General features: G+C 43.7%; 17 protein-coding genes. 13 read left to right on the top strand and 4 right to left on the bottom strand.

Annotation, left to right across the window (positions count from 1 at the left end):
* Positions 1-200: 200 nt before the first annotated feature.
* The 3 genes from I2I11_RS20505 (at position 201) to I2I11_RS20495 (ending at position 2,032) form a co-directional block, all read left to right on the top strand.
* Positions 201-581: a hypothetical protein gene (locus tag I2I11_RS20505; protein ID WP_196269625.1), complete on the top strand. Its 381-nt coding sequence runs from the start codon at positions 201-203 to the stop codon at positions 579-581.
* A 93-nt stretch (positions 582-674) separates the two neighbouring features.
* The gene (locus tag I2I11_RS20500; protein ID WP_196269624.1) at positions 675-1,595 is read left to right on the top strand and encodes a tetratricopeptide repeat protein; all 921 of its coding nucleotides are present in this window, start codon (positions 675-677) and stop codon (positions 1,593-1,595) included.
* A 71-nt stretch (positions 1,596-1,666) separates the two neighbouring features.
* Positions 1,667-2,032 (top strand): hypothetical protein, encoded by a 366-nt coding sequence (locus I2I11_RS20495; protein WP_196269623.1) that lies wholly within the window; start codon positions 1,667-1,669, stop codon positions 2,030-2,032.
* A gap of 636 nt (positions 2,033-2,668) precedes the next feature.
* On the opposite strand, the gene I2I11_RS20490 is transcribed toward I2I11_RS20495, so the two are convergent.
* Positions 2,669-3,079 carry an ATP-binding protein gene (locus I2I11_RS20490; RefSeq protein WP_196269622.1) on the bottom strand — a complete coding sequence of 137 codons (411 nt, stop codon included), beginning with the start codon at positions 3,077-3,079 and terminating at the stop codon, positions 2,669-2,671.
* Positions 3,080-3,265: 186 nt separating this feature from the next.
* On the opposite strand from I2I11_RS20490, the gene I2I11_RS20485 reads away from it, so the two are divergent.
* The gene (locus I2I11_RS20485; protein ID WP_196269621.1) at positions 3,266-4,561 is read left to right on the top strand and encodes an erythromycin esterase family protein; all 1,296 of its coding nucleotides are present in this window, start codon (positions 3,266-3,268) and stop codon (positions 4,559-4,561) included.
* Between the two features lie 253 nt (positions 4,562-4,814).
* Here I2I11_RS20485 and I2I11_RS20480 read toward each other — a convergent pair whose 3' ends face one another.
* Positions 4,815-7,145 (bottom strand): SBBP repeat-containing protein, encoded by a 2,331-nt coding sequence (locus I2I11_RS20480; RefSeq protein ID WP_196269620.1) that lies wholly within the window; start codon positions 7,143-7,145, stop codon positions 4,815-4,817.
* Between the two features lie 504 nt (positions 7,146-7,649).
* Between I2I11_RS20480 and I2I11_RS20475 the strand changes: the two genes are divergently transcribed.
* The 9 genes from I2I11_RS20475 (at position 7,650) to I2I11_RS20435 (ending at position 15,713) form a co-directional block, all read left to right on the top strand.
* Entirely contained in the window at positions 7,650-8,435 is a 786-nt protein-coding gene (locus I2I11_RS20475; protein ID WP_196269619.1) for a LuxR C-terminal-related transcriptional regulator, read from the top strand.
* 152 nt (positions 8,436-8,587) lie between these two features.
* Entirely contained in the window at positions 8,588-8,938 is a 351-nt protein-coding gene (locus tag I2I11_RS20470) for a hypothetical protein (protein WP_196269618.1), read from the top strand.
* 1,196 nt (positions 8,939-10,134) lie between these two features.
* On the top strand, positions 10,135-10,728 hold the full coding sequence (locus tag I2I11_RS20465; RefSeq protein WP_196269617.1) for a hypothetical protein: 594 nt from the start codon (positions 10,135-10,137) through the stop codon (positions 10,726-10,728).
* A gap of 76 nt (positions 10,729-10,804) precedes the next feature.
* Positions 10,805-11,530 (top strand): hypothetical protein, encoded by a 726-nt coding sequence (locus I2I11_RS20460; protein ID WP_196269616.1) that lies wholly within the window; start codon positions 10,805-10,807, stop codon positions 11,528-11,530.
* Between the two features lie 118 nt (positions 11,531-11,648).
* A complete protein-coding gene (locus tag I2I11_RS20455) occupies positions 11,649-12,659 on the top strand; it encodes a hypothetical protein (protein ID WP_196269615.1) in 1,011 nt (336 codons plus the stop codon).
* A 77-nt stretch (positions 12,660-12,736) separates the two neighbouring features.
* Positions 12,737-13,291 carry a HEAT repeat domain-containing protein gene (locus tag I2I11_RS20450; protein ID WP_196269614.1) on the top strand — a complete coding sequence of 185 codons (555 nt, stop codon included), beginning with the start codon at positions 12,737-12,739 and terminating at the stop codon, positions 13,289-13,291.
* Between the two features lie 64 nt (positions 13,292-13,355).
* A complete protein-coding gene (locus I2I11_RS20445) occupies positions 13,356-13,715 on the top strand; it encodes a hypothetical protein (protein ID WP_196269613.1) in 360 nt (119 codons plus the stop codon).
* 1,180 nt (positions 13,716-14,895) lie between these two features.
* Positions 14,896-15,558, top strand: a complete 663-nt coding sequence (locus tag I2I11_RS20440; protein WP_196269612.1) for an outer membrane beta-barrel protein — start codon at positions 14,896-14,898, stop codon at positions 15,556-15,558.
* Positions 15,558-15,713 (top strand): hypothetical protein, encoded by a 156-nt coding sequence (locus I2I11_RS20435; RefSeq protein WP_196269611.1) that lies wholly within the window; start codon positions 15,558-15,560, stop codon positions 15,711-15,713. The genes I2I11_RS20440 and I2I11_RS20435 overlap by 1 nt, the downstream gene beginning before the upstream one ends.
* 124 nt (positions 15,714-15,837) lie before the next feature.
* On the opposite strand, the gene I2I11_RS20430 is transcribed toward I2I11_RS20435, so the two are convergent.
* The gene (locus tag I2I11_RS20430) at positions 15,838-16,581 is read right to left on the bottom strand and encodes a LytR/AlgR family response regulator transcription factor (RefSeq protein WP_196269610.1); all 744 of its coding nucleotides are present in this window, start codon (positions 16,579-16,581) and stop codon (positions 15,838-15,840) included.
* Positions 16,575-17,642: a sensor histidine kinase gene (locus I2I11_RS20425; protein WP_196269609.1), complete on the bottom strand. Its 1,068-nt coding sequence runs from the start codon at positions 17,640-17,642 to the stop codon at positions 16,575-16,577. Before I2I11_RS20425 ends, I2I11_RS20430 begins: the two co-directional genes overlap by 7 nt.
* Positions 17,643-17,908: the final 266 nt, after the last annotated feature.

Below are 17,908 nucleotides of genomic sequence, written 5' to 3'. Positions count from 1 at the left end.
TGGCAGCGCTTTAGCCAAAGAATAAAAATTATCCCCACTAGTGTAGTATATTTTCAAATTGCTATCTTTAGCTAAGAAACGAGCAAAGGTTTTTAGACAAACTGACGTTGCCCGTAATTGTGATTATGAAAAAAGCCCTTCTTCTACTTTCAATGACATGTGTGCTGATGCCTTTGCTATCGTAGGGTCAAGGCAGAGTAGTGGAAGGTATTGAAGCGGTTGAGCTTCCCTGTTTTGCAGTAAAGGATACTATTGATTTTCACCTTCCAAAAAGCTTTAATAATGGGAAAACCACTTGGTATAGAGAAGGATTTACACAGGCTTATACTTCTGAAAGTGGTTCTCAACTTGTTATAATCTGTGATTTTAAGCATGATGTTCCTGCTTTATCAGGCAAGCAGTATATAGTTACTTCTCAATCTGACAGAAGAAGAGAAGGGAAAATGAATAAAACAGATTTCCTATGGAGAGAAGAAGACGCTTTCGGCTTTATAGTATACTATTCCAATGTCACAGAGAATGAAAAAGAACTCTTCGACAGTATCATTGATGAAATAATAGTTCAGGTAAAGAAAGAATAACTTCGGGCAACAAAGTTCAGCCTTTATGCTCGGCAATGCCTCGCCCATCGGCTGCACCAGCCCGTTATGGGCAATTTTGAATAGGAGGACTAGATGAGAAATCTCTTTTTTGCATTAATATTTTTACTAATAACATTAACAGCTTGCGGACAAAATAAAATGGAAAATACATTTATCACTTGGGATAATTTTGTTGAAGGTTTTGGGAAAGAGATGGTGTCCGCAGAAGATGTTTATAATAATATGGCAAAGAGTGGACTCAAGGACAACTTTTTGACCAAAATGGACTTTACGTTTATCTCAGACAAAAAAGAAAACTTGCAAAAACTCGGTGACTTTATAAGAACTCATTATCCGTATTCCGTCCAAGAAGTTAAAAAATATGAGAACCTTTGGGAGATAAACGGAGAGACTAATGAAATGCCGATAACAGCAGATAACTTGCTGTACTGGTGTTTAGATATGTACAAGAGAGGATATGAATTTGATGCAACGCTTGACGCGTATGGCGGATTGTTTGACCCTTTAGCACCAAAATATCCAGATTTAGATACTACAAAAGCAGATTTCTATTTTGACAAGGGAGTAGATTGTTATAAATCAGGAGACTTGAGTGGTTCTATTTTTAATTGGTCACTGACAATTGCAATTGACCCTAAAGATGCGAATGCCTACTATTCAAGAGCAATTGTAAAGAATGAACTTTATACATGGAAATCTGCCCTTGAAGATTACGACAAGGCAATTGAAATCGCTCCAAACTTTGCAAGTGCTTTAGTAAATAGGGGCGGTCTTAAAGATGAGAATGGTGATTATCCTGGAGCAATAGCTGATTATGAAAAGGTTCTTCAACTTGAGAAAGCAGATATAGAAGATAAACAACAGGCCTATTTTAACCTTGGCAACACCAAACTTAATTTAAAAGACAAAAAAGGTGCTTGCGAGAATTGGAAAAAGGCATTGGAGCTTGGAGCCGATTATGCCAAAGAAAGAATTGAAGAATACTGCAAATAAAAAAACAGCCCATAACAAGGTGCATAAGCCATGCTACGGCCGACGGCCTTGCACGCCTCATGCACTAGACGTTGAATTATGATAAAAGTCAAACATCCGGAAGCATCCTGCAACCAGACGCAGCAGGCCACATTAGCACAGCTCCCCGAGAGTCACAGCGCTTTCAGGCACTTTTCTATAGTTATGCAAATGCCGTCTACCGCTATCACCAGGCGGCCCAGGAGCACCAGCCGACACGCCAGGACTATGAGGAATGGCTGGAAGGTTTGCCTGAAGCGATACGCAAAGGGATGGCCGCCAAAGGATTTGAGCAGTGCCGCACCATACTCGGCTTCACCCGGTATGTGAACGAGAAACACGATGTGGGCATGGAAGCGTATGTCTGCCGTCTCATGGGCAAGCAGGAGTACCAGGAATTTAAAGAACAAACCGCTTAAATAATTCTTCCCCTCACCCCTGCTGAAAGACTGAGCCTGTGGCGGGCGGCGCTTGCTTTGCTGCGGGCGGGAAAGGTTACGGTGCGGCAAGGGGAGGAATGCAGCAGTTTGGATGTAGCGCAGCTCATCCAAGCGCGCAAAGACGAGCCTTGGCGTAGGGTAACGCGGGTACGGGAAGCTCCCGGCCAAATGAGCCTCATTTGGCCGGGTGCTGGACGGAGGGGGCAAAGCATGCCGGGGAGGGATGCCTTTACTACCGGGCTATAATTTAAAGCTCATTTACCGCAACTGAGTTCTTATAATAAGTGAACGTCAGCATGTCTATGATTGCCAATCCTGAACACCGGTATTTTCAGTAAACTTAGAGAGGGTAAGACGCTAAGGTGATAGGACCATTGTCGGCCGCAATAAATTTTAAGAAAATCATAATGCCTTGCATGAGCTTCATTAATCACATGCAAGGCATTATACCCATTACACTAATTAACTTAATGACAGTAATGATGAAGGCAACACCATTGAAAACTCAACCAACTCATTCTTAAGAGTATCTATGTTAGATAAATGACAAAAGGGAGAAAAATGAGAAACTACAAGAGGCTGTAAAATAGATTGTGTCAGACGTTCTAGCTTTTTTCATGAAGCGGATTTTAGCCGTGGAACACCTGCCTCATCGATGTAAGAGGCCACAAAAGCATATATGCCCCGCCCGTTGTCGCTGACGGAGAGCAGCGTGTCTTCGCCGGAAATCGCCGTCCTGACGAGTATCTCCGGCGCCCTGCCCGGCGCCCTGTACTTGAGGGCGTTGCTCAGCAGGTTGTAGAGGACACTTCTCAAGTTCTTCCTGGGCAGCCGCACCTCGGGCTCGTCTATCTCAGCCCTAACCTGCGCGCCGGTTTCGTGTATCTGGTCCTTGAGGGCGAGTTGGGCGTACTCCAACACGTTCCCGAAGTTGACCCGCTCCGCCTCCCTGGCGAAGTCGGTGTCGCTCTCCCTTATGTCCGTGAGCTCCGCCACCGCGCTGCGCAGGTTCCTCAGGCTCAGCATGCGTTAAATTATCAGAGTGTGGAAAGGAGATCAGCAACTCACACAGCAGAAATAAACCGAAGAAATAATTTCTTAAGATCTTAACCTGATATTATTGCTCTATAGTTATATTCTTTACATTTTTTATCACTATATTTCAGATAACTAGCCAAATTACTACATAAATAGGAATTTATGCTTCTTTTTATGTCTACAATAATTAAAAGATTAATTACTAATCCAAGTATATTGTCTTTTTCAGCCAGTATCATAATAACGCTGCTGATCTCTTCTTGGGTTCCAGAACGGAAGTTTGTTGACATACTTGAAAAAAATTCTATTAGTATTCCTGGGGTTCTTGGCACCGGATCAGGCGAGGGACTATCCAAAATGAGGTATGCCTTGACTTCTCCAGATAGTAAAGTTATAGCAATAGGGGAACAATCCCATGGAACAAGTGAATTCTTCAAGGTTCGGACGGAGCTAATAAAACTACTCTCTTCCGACAAAAAAATAAAGAAGATTGGCCTTGAAGCTCCCTTGGCGGAAGTGGAAGATTTGAATCTTTACCTACTCGAAGACAAAGGCGATCTAAAAAGTATTTTAAAGAGCTTCAGGCTTTATAGTTATGAATGCGATGAGTTTTCCGATTTAGTCAGTGAAGTAAAAAAACTGAACAAGGATAGGAAAACAAAGATTACATTTTTTGGATTCGATATGCAGAGCCCATTCAGATCACTTGAAAAAATCATGGACTTAGCAAAGGAAAGTAATTCATTTCCTGCTGATGCAATTAGAAAGCTGTTACACACTTATTCCTTACTCGATCAACAATTATATAGTCATAACTTTTCTAAGGAAGATTTTGATTCACTCAAATATATCAGCCAACCTATTCTATCATATTCGACTAATTTAGGAATGGATGAGAAGTCTGTCAGTATGTATCAAGACAATTATCGGCAGTTCCTTTTGCTAAATGATCCCAGTGAATCCAACCAAGATGTAAATAAGATGTCGGAGATCAGGGATTCCCTTATGGCATTGAATGTTATAAGTCATCTTTCTGACAATTCTAAAATAGTTATTTTAGCCCATAATGGACATGTTCAAAAGAGCCCAAATGTGTACTCAAAAACAATGGGATACTTTCTGAGTAAAAGTTTAAATAACCATTATAAAGTTATTGGCTTAACAACTTCAACTGGAACATATACTGCTTTTAATCCATCAAGAGGAAAAATTGTTAATGACAATCCAATTGCAATTCCAAATAAGGATACTTTCGAATATTATTTTTCTCTTGTAAAGAAACCTGTATTTTTTATTGAAACTGCAAAAATTAGACCCCTAATGAGAGAAGGTGAGCGTCCCCCAAAGTATAGATTGTTACCATATGGATTAGTGTCGGATGAATTCGTAGTTGGCGACGCTTTAGAGGATTTTGATTATATTATTCATATCAACAAGACATCTGGAAATAAAAGTTTCTATTTAAATTAACAATGATATGTATAGTGCACTGCCAGAGAAGATTATTTAATACTGTATTATAGTACAACCGTAGGCTTATGAATTATAAGTATTCTTATGTTAGATAGAGTTCTTTTATAGTAAGTTAATGTGTTAGGTGGTTGTCCAACTTCTGCTTTTTATAGCACATCTGACCGAACCCCTGTTTTTAGCTCTAAAGCAGGGACATCAATCAAACCCGTGGAGCAAAAAAAGTTAAAAGTTTTTAGAAGAGTGAAGTGGCTTACTGCCGCACGACCCTGAGTACTGTCTGCAGGTTGTGAGCTTTCAGGTGCAGCAAGTATACTCCGGTGTTCTGCATTTTAGCGGAAAAGTCGAACTCCACCTCCCTTGCCGGCTTCGACAGGCTCAGCTCCCCACCAGCTATCTTTGTTCCCAATAGAGAGACCAGGGTGTATGTTATCTCTCCCTGCATCTGCTGGGGCAACACCACTTTAATTTTGCCCACATGGGTAGGATTAGGGTATGCAACTGCGGCTGCACTTACCTGGTCTGCAGCTTGCATGTTCCTAGCAGCAGCAGCGGTGAACTGTTCCACGATAGTAAAGGAGATGGCCATGGGTGCACCGGGCCGGCCGGCATGGGTGTATGGCTTAGCAGCAAGAGTGTAAGTACCGGATGGAGGAGTCCAGCCATAAAAGTCGCCCCCCTCATCTCCAAAGAGGGCATAGGGAAAACCCCGTTCTGTCCAGGTGCGCGACTGTTGTCCACTCAGAACAAACTTCACGTTGATGCCTCTGCGCTGGCTGGTATTGGCTCGGATATTAAGCAAGTGGCTAGGCAGCGCTGCTAAGTTAATAGTGTCTCCATCGGCAAGGGGCATCAGGTCTTGCTCATTCGTAGCATTCACCAGCGTAAAGCTCTGGACAGCTACCTTATTGACAATGGTGAAGGAGATGGTAAGTGTTGTGCCCCTCTCGCCAGCATCGGTGTAAGGCGTAGCCGTGAGGGTATAGGTACCCGGAGCCGGAGACCAGGCGTGGTAGTTGCCGCCTTCATCACCGAAGAGCACGTAAGGAGAACCCAGCTCTGTCCAGCTGCGCGACTCCTGCCCGCTCAGAGCAAACTTCACGTTAATGCCCCGCTGCCGGCTCGTGTTTGCCCGGATGTTGAGCGCGCGCGTGGGCAGGGCAGTCAGGTCAACAGTATCTCCATTAGAGAGAGGCATCAGGTCCTGCTCATTGCTGGCGTTCACCAACGTGAAGCTCTGGACGGCTAGAGTATTACCCACCTGGCTGTATTTGAGGGTAAGAAAGTCTTCACCCATTTCGGAGTTATAATCAGTATAGCCGGTAACGCCGGTGATGATAAGACTCCCTTCGCTGTCCATCGCCATGTCTACAGCTACGTCTGAGCTGCCACTGCTGTATTGCTCTGCCCAGACCTGTTCTCCTGTAGCCGCGTTGTAGCGGAAGGTGGCATATAGGGAGTTGAAACTGTTGTCCCCATTGTCCCACCTAGAATCGGTAATGTAAACGCTCCCTCCATTATCCAGAGCAATGGCAGTGCCTCCTTCCTCTTGTATCCAAGTCTGCTCTCCGGAGGCAGCGGCGTAACGGATTGTGGCGTTGTTGCCGGTGACGTAAAGGCCTCCCGCATTGTCCAAGGCGATAGCATAGGCTCGGGTTGCACTCAGTCCTGTATTATACCCATACTTGCTGACCCATGTTTGCTTGCCTGTGACGGCATCGTAGCGGACGGTGGTATACTCAGAATAGCCGTTGCTATGGAAGCTATAGCCGGTAATGTAGAGGCCGCCGGCATTGTCGGCAGCCATGTCTGTGACTTGGTCATCAGTGTCATTAGCAGGCGAATTATAACGGCTGGCCCATGTGCGCTGGCCTGTGGCAGCATCATATCGAACAATGGAATAGTCGTAGCGGGTAACCGAATTATAGCTGTGGCCAGCGACATAAACCCCGCCCTTGTTGTCAATGGCAATGGCTTTGGCCAAATCGCTGTTTCCCCTCACGCCATAGCGGCTGGCCCAGGTCTGTGTGCCAGTGGCGGCATCATAGCGAATGGTGACATAGTCGACGCTGGTAATTTTCTCGCCACCACTGGAGCCGGTGACGTAGACCCCGCCCTGGTTGTCGACGACGATGGCCTCGGCGCGGCCATCGTTGTTGGCATCGGTCTCACCATAGCGCTGTACCCAGGATTCTTCGCCTGTGGCGGCGTTATAGCGGAGGGTGATAAAGTCAGATGAACCACTACCGTAGCTTTCCCCCGTGACGTAGACCCCGCCTTGGTTGTCAACAGCGATGGCAGTAGCCCTGGTATAGTCATCAGACTGCATTACCCAGAGTTGCTCGCCGGAGGGAGCGTACTTGACAGTGATAATAGTTTCACTATAAGGATTCCATTTCAAGCTGCTACCAGTAACGTAGCTGTTCCCAGCGGCATCTACAGCAATCCCTACTGGTTTGTCGTTCGTGCCTACACTGTATTTTCCACTATATTGCTGAGCCCACGCTAGCGTGGGTTGCTGGGCAACAACTGCTGTCATCGAAATCAGGTACAGAAGCCCTGAAACTAGTATTCTTGTTTTCATAGCAATGGGTTTTATTTCAAGGAACCAATGAGGCAACAGATATTCCTTCCTTAACGGCAGGAGAGGGAGAGGTAGAGAGGTGGCCCGGGCGAGAAGCCTCCCAACAAGAGGAAAGTATAACTATAGAGTAACGAAAGCTATTGAATCAGATGGAACCAACAATGTATCAGATGTCATGCCTGTAGAGGTAGAGTCCTTCTGAGCGAATGCATGTAGTACCGGTAAAAAAGTAAGAGGGTAAAGAATATTTTCATAGAATATTTTTTTATTCAAATTTATATTCTATTCGTATAAAATAAATACCCATTAATGAGGATTTTTAGGGCGCGAAAGGTTAAACTTATGTAACGTCTCCCGGGCAAAATGCAGAAGAATAGTCTTGATTAGTGTTTCATTTCAGATGAACGTATATACTTTTTGTCAGCCTTCTCACAGCTATGATTAGAAGTCCTTGCAGCAGCCAAGTCACTGAAAAGAGTTGTTACTTCATAATGACAAAGGAGAATGAAACCAGTTATACATGAACAAGCGCAAAAAATCTGGAAATTCATCTCAGAGCGGAATGAGGATGGAAGAACCGTTACTGCAGAGGACACCAGATTTTTTGCGCTTGAGTTGCATAAAAAGCTTCTTTCCTTCTTTCAGATAGGAGAGTATTATTATTTTATACTTGATGTAAGAGCCTTTGCCTTCGACATGGTCAGTGAAGAGGTCACCTCTGTGCTAGGGTATGCGCATGAAGAAGTAGACCTTCCTTTAATACTTAGCATCATACATCCCGAAGATCAGCGCTGGTTTCTGTCTTGTGAGAAAAAAGTGGGGGAGTTCTTTTCCGGGTTGACGTTAGAACAAATACCAAACTACAAAGTCCGTTATGACTACCGCATCAGGAAAAAGAAAGGTGATTATATCCGGATTTTGCAGCAGGTGGTAACCATACAGTTTGATGAGCACGGGCATGTTCTACGCACCCTTGGCATCCATACGGATATTTCTCATCTTAAGCAGGAAGGCTTACCCGTGCTCTCATTCATTGGGCTCAATGGAGAGCCCTCCTTCATCAATGTTACTGTTGAAGAAGTCCGCTTTCCCACTCATACTTTACTTTCCGCAAGAGAAAGAGATGTACTACTTTTACTCGTTCAGGGCTACAACAGTGAAGAAATAGGTGAAAAGCTTTTTATAAGCAAGAGTACCGTGCAAACGCACCGCAAGAACATGTTACTCAAAACAGGTTGTAAAAGTACTCCGGCACTAGTTTCATTTGCTGTCAAATCAGGAGTGGTGTAGTGTATAAATTTGTATTTATTAAAATCAACCCCACAGTTTAGTGATTTTCGGATTACACCTGCTTTGTTGCGGAGAGGTAAAAGGCACTATACATTTAGGAGCCCTCCACCAAATGAGTCCCATTTGGTGGAGGGCTGACTACTGGGCAAAGCATGCCGAGGTATACTGTGTGGAGTTGCTACATTCATACCTACGAGCTGCTGCAGCACGTCAACTCTTGCGACTACGAGAGCTTCACCGAGCACCGCTTCAGCTCCCTGGTAGTGGGGCCGGTGCGGGATGAGGGTGTGCTCGTCGTCTCCTCTGCCGCCGGCTACAAGCTGCCCTGCTCGGTGCGCGATGTCTATGGCTTCTTTAACTACTACAACCAGCAGATACAGCCCATGCTCCACCGGCTGGGCCAGAGCCAACGGGCCCTGGAACTGGCCACGTGGGGAGGGCTGGACGTGCTGGGGCAACCCGAATATGCCAGTCTGCGGAGGCTGCTGGCCAGACATTCCTGACAGGGGTGGCTGTGTGGAGAAGGTTCTTGTGCTGTAGGCCCGAAAAAGTCCCTGGAGAATGGCCCTGGAGCCAGGAAGAGCGGATACCACGCTCTTTCCCTTTTGTAATTACCCCTATATAATGGAGTAATCCTGTATTATCGTGTTTACTGGTATTCTTTGCTGTCGGTGGGTGGCGCCTGCTTTGCTGCGGGCGGGAAAGGTTATGGTGCGACAAGGGGAGGAGTGAAGCAGTTTGGATGTAGCGCAGCTCATGCAAGCACGGAAAGACGAGCCTTGCCGCACTGTAACGCGGGTACGGGAAGCTCCCGGACAAATGAGCATCATTTGGCTGGGTGCTGGATGGTAGGGGCAAAGCATGCCGGGGAGGGATGCCTTTACTACTGGGCTATAATTTAAAGCTCATTCATCGCACCTGGGTTCTTATTCTAAGAGAATGATTGTATATCGAATTTTTCCAATCCTGAAACCGATTTCTTCAGCAAAGGTGATGCTACCACCATCTGCCGCTATAAATTCTAAGAAAAGCTTTATGTTTTGCATGAGATTAATGAACCTAATGCAGTGCATTATTGACATTCCATTAATTATCTTAATGTAAGTAATGATGGAATTAACCCCTTTCTTAGACTTAATAAGCACATACTTAATAGTATCTATATTAGATAAATGACAAAAGGGAGAAAAATGAAACTCTACAGGAGGCTGTAAAATAAACTGTGTCGGTCGTTCTAGCTTTTTTCATGAAGGGGATTTAGCCCGTGGAACAATTGTATCCCCGACGAAAGAGAGCAGGGGCATATTACAAATCTCAAGTTAGGGGCCATGAGCATTGCGATTATAGCTGTAACTTTTCAGACGTGACAAAAGGGAAAAAAATAAGAAACTACATCGCTTTTCTACCGCGGCTCGTCCAAAGGGCAGGAGCAGGGCACGTACTTGCACAATATTCATTCAGTCGCTGCTGGGGCACAGAAGCAGTATAACAACGGAAATCTATACACATGTAACTACTTATGCCCTGGGTAAAATTGTGAGTCAGCTTGATAATCTGTAGAAAGGAAGTATATTAGCTATATGAAATACTGTAAAGCTGCTGTTTTCCTTCTTCCTGCCGCTAAAAGCGAGAGTAAAGCAAGTATAAACAACACCACACATAGTGCAGATAGTAGGAATAGAATCCTGCTAGCTAGTAGTTGGCAGCAATAGAAATTATGAAGAACTCTTTTCTACTAATACTTCTGGTGCTTCTCTTATCATGTGGAAGTCGAGAAGAGAGTAAACAGGTAGCAGTGATGAGTCCTGAAGAAGCCCCTGTTGAACAGGAGGACATTAGTTTTAAAAAGATTACCTTTTCTGTTCAGCCAGGGTGGAGCCGAGAGAAGTATGCGAAAGATGTCGAAATTACCCCAGATAGTATTTTGTATTATCGACTAAGAGAAAGGGACAGCGAAATAGTTGTCGAAAATTATAAAGCAAAGCTTGATTCTGTTGGTATGGGTAGAGTCTACGGACTTCTTGATTCTACAGACTTCAACAGCTTGAAGGATTACTATTACGACTCTGAAGACGCAGCTTGGTTCTCACTACAGTTTGTCTTCCTTAACGGAGAGGTGAAAATGAAAGGTACTTTACCAGATGACTATTGGAAAAAAGTATACAAGCTCCTTATGCTAATTGACAAGCAAAATCTAACGAAGAGTGAGAACAGGCACTTTAGTACTACTGAAGACGTACTGCTTCCTCCTGCTCCAATAAGTGTTCCTTATGACAGCTTAAACAAAAAGTGAAAACTACCTCTGCCAACAACACCTTTACGGTAGCTACGCCACCGCAAAGCCAAGCACGTTGTATGTAACCCAAATAATGAAAAGAGTATTTGATTTTGGTTTGGTTGATTGGATTAGCAAAGGTGTTGACCAAAATGGCTTTGGAAATGTGAGTAATTTAATGCCCTCATGCTTTGACAGCTATATCAAAATACTGATGCCTATTTGCATTGATAAGAAGATGCCAATTAAAGAATACTCTTACAATGCCAAATCAGTTGAAGACCTTAATAAAAGGGTTGAGTTTTGGAATAAGTATGGAATACTCAATGGTCATCCAGCCAAAGACAAATTGGAAAGAACATCCTATAAAGAACTTTCAAAAAAATTAAACATCCCATATAATAAGCACATAGACACTCAAAGTATTTGGAACATTGATAAGCAGTGGCCACTAAATTTAGGAAGCTTGCTTGAAGAAGATATTAGAACTCTCAATGAAATCATCAGCATTATCGGTGCAGCAACACCAACCTTCTACTTTGGTGACGTGCTCGATGGCAAAGGTTTCCATGAAAATGAAGAAGTTGTTGATTGGCTTTTCTGCGGTGAGCTATCAGAACTTACAACAGTTTACGTTGAGCAGAATCAAGAATTTCCAAGCTACTTCTTTGCAGAGAACAAAGCATGGTGCTTCTGCCATCCCGAAGACCAAGGATTTCTACTACTTGGCTGTGGCGAAGAATTAACAAAAAGGATTCTTAAATCTGAATCTCTTGAATGTTTTGAGTTTGGACAGCATGAACAAATAATAAAAGAATAAAAAAAGGCACCATACAACAAGGTGTATACACAGTGCGAGGCTTTCAGCCGAAGCATAGGGTATACACAAGACGTTAGCTGCAACTTCAATTAATTCAAACTTTATATCAACATAAAATTTGGGAAACTCAGAAAACTGGAAAGGCCTATTTTATGGGATCGCCTATGGTCTTGCATGCAGGGCAGTATTTGCATTGGAAGATTTCAGGAACTTGTCTGAGCCCTATGAGAAACCATTGTTTCAGACTTATGGGCTCATGACCATGTCCTTCATGTTCCTGGTGCCTTTTGTGATTGGGTTGATTACTGCCTATTACCATGACTCTGTCACAAGCTCAAGAAAGATTGGAGTCATAGCGATGCCTCTTATCTCCATAGTTGGTTTCGTTGGACTCTCCGTCTTTTTCGGGATGGAGGGGGTAATATGTGCCTTGATGGCTTTGCCCATATTTCTGTTTATGGCTCTACTTGGCGGGCTAGTAGGGGTACAAGTTTTCGAGAGAAATAGAAGCAAAGTACATGTCTTATTATGGGTTATCCTGCCTTTCCTATTGGCTCCCTTTGAAAACTATTTCGGGCTGACCGATAAAATCTTCAGCGAACACACAACAATCGTAATCAATTCGGATGATGAAACGGTATGGGGAAACATCACGCGGGTAAGTAGAATCTCCGAATCCGAAAATAACAGTTCACTCTTTCAAGTCATGGGTTTCCCGCGCCCGATTGAGGCTGAACTTGACACAGTAGCCGTTGGGGGAATAAGGAAAGCTATTTTCGCAAGGGGACTGTTCTTCACGGAAAGGGTGACACAGATGAATCCTCTTAAGGTACTTGCTTTCAGTATTGAAGCAGACCCGAATTCAATACCCCCAAAAGCATTGGATGAGCATGTTCTTGTTGGAGGAAAATATTTCGATGTCCTTGAAGGTAAATATGAGATTAAAAGAATAAGCTCAGATAAGATTATCCTTCATTTAACTTCACAATTTAGGCTTTCAACAAGGTTTAATTTTTATAGTGGCCTATGGAGCAAACTGATTATGAGTGATATTCAGAAAAATATTCTGGAAATTATCAAAAAGAGGAGCGAAACCCATAAAATAAAAGCAACAGCTAACACTGTATAAACACCATGCTTCGGCCGACGGCCTTGCACGCTGTCTATACTAGCCGTTAGCGGTAATACCTATCATAAAATAAAAAATTGACACAGCAAGAAGAACTCGACCAATTAAAACAGGAAATTCATTCTCAAGACTGGGAAAGGATGAGAGCTGCTGCATATCAACTTGGGAAAATTGGTGGAGACAAAGTTTTAGGATTTCTACTGCCTCTACTCAAGTCTAAAGACCCTATACTAAGAAACTGTGCAGCCCTGGCTTTAAAAGATATAAAGGACAATAGAGCGGTTGAGCCATTGTTGGAAGCTGTATTCAAGAGAGAAAACCATAAATACAATGGAACTATGGTCTTTGCATTGGAAAGTCTGGATTGTAGCCAAAATTTAAAAGAGATTTTTAGAATACTCTTCTACGAAAGCTACGAAGCAAAAATCAGTGCTTATGAAATTCTGTCTGAACAGGAGTTCGAGTTCTCAGAAGAAGATTTGCATGAAATAAATCAAATGTGGGAAGACATAAACCTACACCCTGAAAAATGCCCGAACTATGAGTATGAAGAAGTTCCAAAGATGATACAGAATGCAGTGGAAGGTTATATGAGTTATTTAGCCGAAAAAATTAAAAGCACAAACCGCTAACAAAGTACATGAGCTAAAAGCTGCGGCTTCGCCTCTCTCACCTCATGTACCAGGCCGTTGAATTATGATAAAAGTCAAACATCCGGAAGCATCCTGTAACCAGACGCAGCAGGCCACATTAGCACAGCTCCCCGAGAGTCAACAGCGCTTTCAGGCACTTTTCTATAGTTATGCCAATGCCGTCTACCGCTATCACCAGGCGGCCCAGGAGCACCAGCCGACACACCAGGACTATGAGGAATGGCTGGAAGGCTTGCCTGAAGCGATACGCAAAGGGATGGCCGCCAAAGGATTTGAGCAGTGTCGCACCATACTCAGCTTCACCCGGTATGTGAACGAGAAACACGATGTGGGCATGGAAGCGTATGTCTGCCGTCTCATGGGCAAGCAGGAGTATCAGGAATTCAAAACCCTTCTCTCCTGATGTTGCTTTCCTTTCCCTTTTGTAATCATCCCTGCTGATGGAGAAATCCTGTATTATCGCGATTACTGATAATCTTAGCTGCCTGTGGCGGGCGGCGCCTGCTTTGCTGCGGGCGGGAAAGGTTACGGTGCGGCAAGGGGAGGAATGAAGCAGTTTGGATGTAGCGCAGCTCCTCCAAGCGCGCAAAGACGAGCCTTGGCGTAGGGTAACGCGGGTACGGGAAGCTCCCTGACAAAGGAGCATCCTTCGGCTGGGTGCTGGACGGTGGGGGCAAAGCATGCCGGAGAGGGGTGCCTTTTACCGGGCCTTAATTGCTCATTCACTGCAGCTGAGATAACATTAATAAAAGGGTGTCTGCATATCAACATTACTAACCCTGAACACCAGTGTTTTCAGTAAACTTTAATGAGGGTATGACACTATGGTGATGGGACCATTATCGTCCGCTATAAACTCAAAAACTTTATGTATCGGATGAGCTTCATTAACTTAATGTAAGGTATTTGGCCATTTCATCAATGACCTTAATGAAAGGAATATATAATTCATCACTATTCTAAAACTTTAGAAAAGCATGCTTAATGGTATAAATGTTAGATAATTGACAAAAAGGAGAAAAATTGAATGACTACATGAAACTGGAAAGTAAAAGAGGTCAAGCTTTCAAGCTTTTTTCAAGAAGCAAATTTTGGCCATGGCACATCTGCTTCATCAACGAAAGAGGCCGCATAAGCATATTGAATATCTCTACATGTAAAAATTTATGACGAAGTAGATTTGAGAACAATCCTTCACCAGCCTCAGGTAAAGAAAATAAATTCGTCAAAACGAGGAACAGAATTCAAAGAGAATAATTATTTAATGCTGCTTACCCTTAGTAAGCAGACCTTTTCCTTCACTGTTCGTGCAAAAAATAACCGGGCCGTTTTGCTGCTGTATGTATAAAAACAGTCAGCGATTGTAAACGGCAAAATAAAGGATCTGTAAAGCAAAGCATTGTTCATCTACAGAAAAGCCCTTTTCGTCAAACAAATTTATCTACCCCACCGCCTTTCCTTAGCTTCATTACTACAAAATAACGGAAGCACATAAAAGAGAAACTATTTGTTTATGCAAAGTAGCTCTCCATAGAATTTTAGATGTGGGTACTGTGCTCCTGTCATACTTTTAAATTTCCCTTATGAAGCCCTACATTCTTTCTCTCTTATTCTCAGTTCTGTTTTGCTCTGCTATGGCCCAGCAGTCTCCTTCTCCAGATTCTACTGAAAGTCGGTTTTTTGTGGGTATAGGGCTAAACATCACCCATTATCCAATTATGGGTGAAGATAAGTATCTATATTTTGGCGGAATAAAACCTTTTGTAAACATAAATTACGGATACAGGCTTAGTAAAAGAGCAACTATACAACTTGGCATTGGTTACGGAGCAAATGAGATTAATGGAAGCTATGGCAGGTATGTTTCAGCAGATACTACCTATGAAGTAGCAGATTACCAGCATATTCGGGGTATTGTTCTTCCTGTTACGCTGAAGCTTACTCCTTTTAACCCAAACAGGCGGCTGCAACTTTACGCCAATGCTTCGCTTGCTCCGATTTTTGGTCACATTAAAGCCAAAGCAACTGAAAGTTTTGAAGGTACTTCAACGGTGGTATACGATGAACAATCACCTACTTTTGACATAGTAGCCACAGCAGGCTTAACGCTCAACTATAAAATCAGCAAACGGCTGGAGGGCTATATGGATGGCATTTTGTATTACAAGAACCTTAACTTCCAAAGACCTGCTCGTAGATTTTATGAAAATAAATCAGTAGGCATCGGCATAAACTACAACCTCTGATGGTACAACATGAAATAGCCAGCGTAGCACTTGCTGAAGGAAACCAAGCTATTTCATACTTCTGCCGTCAGAAGAAAAGAGATGCATTTAGTTTCCATATTGCTGATGTTAATGATGGTGCCGGAGGCAAGTATATTTATGCCCATCAAACATAGTTGATTTCAGACCTGATGCACCTGAAATGGGTATTTGTAGACCAAGCCAGAATGCAGGAACAGGTGGTATACTTTTGCCTTCGGAAGTACTACCAGTTAGTATGCGCCAGGCATAAGCCCTAAACTATATTTTACGCTTACTCTTGATGAGCTTCGTGTTTATTTTATCCAGGAAATCATTGCGGTAATTGGATCCTAAGTTAATGATGCTGTTGCCTTCCAGGATGATCTGGTTGCTATCTACCCCCTGAACCCTTGTGTTGTTGACAATGAAGGATTTATGTACCCTGGAAAATCTGTTGGTTGGCAAATGCTCTTCCAGTTCTTTAAGGGTAAGATAGGTTACGTGTGAGGCACCGTCAGAGAGATGGATCTTCAGGTAGTTCTGAAGAGATTCGATGTAGGTGATCTCGTCAAATCTGATTCTGGTCATTTTGCCCTTTACCTCACTCTTTATAAAGAAATCATCATCCGGCTCATTCTCCTTCCCTGTGTCGCTTTTCTGAGCGTGCACACGAGAGCGTACCTTGCTGACGGATTCCAGGAAGCGCTCGTAGGTGATGGGCTTGAGCATGTAGTCGAGGGCGTTCTTTTCAAAGGCTTTGAGGGCATAATCCGGGTAAGCCGTTGTGAAGACAACCTCCGTGTGCGTGTTGATAAGGCCTGCCAGGTCAATTCCTGTCAACTCGGGCATATCCACATCCACAAAGGTTACATCCGGGCTTATTTCACCACCAGTAATGGCATGCAGAGCAACCAAAGGGTTTTCCTCAGTTCCCACCAGCTCCAGGCCATGTGTTTTCTGTATGTAGCGCGTCAGTACCTCAATGGCGTGCGCCTCGTCATCTACCACAAAGCATCTTAACATGTCAGCTTAACTTGAAGGTTTATCGAATAGTATGTTTCATCCTCCCTGATGTTCAGGCAGAAGGCGTCTTCTCTGTAAAGGCTCTTTAGCCTGGTCTCCACGTTCCGGATGCCAATGCCATCCCCCTCTGTTACAGCGGATATCCTTTTCTTGTTACGGGTAGAGAAGAGCAGCAGGGCGTCAGCACACTTAATACATACCGTAGCAGGGTGAGCAGGGTCGTTTAGGATGCCATGCTTGAAGATGTTCTCGACAAAGGTGAGCAGTACCAGAGGAGGGAACCTGTACAGGCTAAAGCTGCCCTCGAGTTGCAGCCTCAACTCAAGCGGCTTTCTGAACCGGAGCTGGTTTAGGGCCACATACTTTTGGATGTGCGCCACTTCCCTTGACAAGTCTGTCTTGCCGTCTTCATGGACCTGCCCCAGAGCGTAGTGCATGACCTCTGACAAAAGCATGACACCCTCCGATGCTTTAGGTGATACATCCTCTACAGCATTGTAAATAAAGTTAAGGGTGTTAAACAGCAAATGCGGGTTTATCTGTGCCCTGAAGTAAGCGTTCTGTGAGAAGGCCAGGTTTTTCTCCAACTCCGCTTTCTTTTTTTCTCCTTCTGCTTGTTGCACCTTCAGCTGGCTGATTCTTTTATTTCTATCAATAGTGCTCATAACAAACCAATAAGCTGTGCTGAGCCCGATGAAGTAAACACCCCGCCAGAGGTATGTCAATATAAAGATTTTATCCAGTAAAAGAGGTTCTTCGGATGAGTGAAGGAAGCTATATAGTTCTGCCAATCCAAACTCTGTAAGGATATATAAAGCCAACTCCAGAGGAACTAAAAGCAGTAATAGCAGCACCGGCTTCCTTGTCTTGAACACAAAGGAGAACAGCACATGCGCATTGAGGTAAAACAACAGGATGTTGAGCAGGTAATAACCCAGGTATTCCCACCACAAGGTTCCGGATGGCTTTAAAACCAATACGATAGAAACTTCATAGAAGATAAAGGCTGCCCAAGCCAGCACATGAGTCAATACTTTGCGGAGGGGCAATCTTAAAGTCATTAGCCAGCTAGCAGATAAGCGAAGGTGTAAGGTAAGATATTATTCATCTACACAAAAGACCTGTTCGTGTAATAAATTTTACCAGTCTGGCTGTTTTCCTTAGTTTCACTACAACAAATTAGAATGCAGGAAGCGCATGAAGCAAACTCAACAAACTACATCCCAAAACAGCTTTTGAAATTAGGCCAGGAAAACAAGCCGGCCTTGCTATTTACGGGCCCCACAAGTACACTTACCATTACAACAAGCCATTAACTATACTAGCT

This window comes from Pontibacter rufus (assembly GCF_015694705.1).
GTDB lineage: Bacteria > Bacteroidota > Bacteroidia > Cytophagales > Hymenobacteraceae > Pontibacter > Pontibacter rufus.
The sequence above is the reverse complement of the archived record's forward strand: the minus strand, read 5'-3'. Positions and strand labels throughout refer to the sequence as shown.

What these genes read in the sequence shown, in the direction of transcription:
- I2I11_RS20500 (WP_196269624.1), top strand. Translation starts at nt 675, where the DNA reads ATGAGAAATCTCTTTTTTGCATTAATATTTTTACTAATAACATTAACA.
- I2I11_RS20445 (WP_196269613.1), top strand. Translation starts at nt 13,356, where the DNA reads ATGATAAAAGTCAAACATCCGGAAGCATCCTGTAACCAGACGCAGCAG.
- I2I11_RS20440 (WP_196269612.1), top strand. Translation starts at nt 14,896, where the DNA reads ATGAAGCCCTACATTCTTTCTCTCTTATTCTCAGTTCTGTTTTGCTCT.
- I2I11_RS20430 (WP_196269610.1), bottom strand. Translation starts at nt 16,581, where the DNA reads ATGTTAAGATGCTTTGTGGTAGATGACGAGGCGCACGCCATTGAGGTA.
- I2I11_RS20425 (WP_196269609.1), bottom strand. Translation starts at nt 17,642, where the DNA reads ATGACTTTAAGATTGCCCCTCCGCAAAGTATTGACTCATGTGCTGGCT.
- I2I11_RS20490 (WP_196269622.1), bottom strand. Translation starts at nt 3,079, where the DNA reads ATGCTGAGCCTGAGGAACCTGCGCAGCGCGGTGGCGGAGCTCACGGAC.
- I2I11_RS20435 (WP_196269611.1), top strand. Translation starts at nt 15,558, where the DNA reads ATGGTACAACATGAAATAGCCAGCGTAGCACTTGCTGAAGGAAACCAA.
- I2I11_RS20485 (WP_196269621.1), top strand. Translation starts at nt 3,266, where the DNA reads ATGTCTACAATAATTAAAAGATTAATTACTAATCCAAGTATATTGTCT.
- I2I11_RS20480 (WP_196269620.1), bottom strand. Translation starts at nt 7,145, where the DNA reads ATGAAAACAAGAATACTAGTTTCAGGGCTTCTGTACCTGATTTCGATG.
- I2I11_RS20470 (WP_196269618.1), top strand. Translation starts at nt 8,588, where the DNA reads ATGCCGAGGTATACTGTGTGGAGTTGCTACATTCATACCTACGAGCTG.
- I2I11_RS20475 (WP_196269619.1), top strand. Translation starts at nt 7,650, where the DNA reads ATGAAACCAGTTATACATGAACAAGCGCAAAAAATCTGGAAATTCATC.
- I2I11_RS20460 (WP_196269616.1), top strand. Translation starts at nt 10,805, where the DNA reads ATGAAAAGAGTATTTGATTTTGGTTTGGTTGATTGGATTAGCAAAGGT.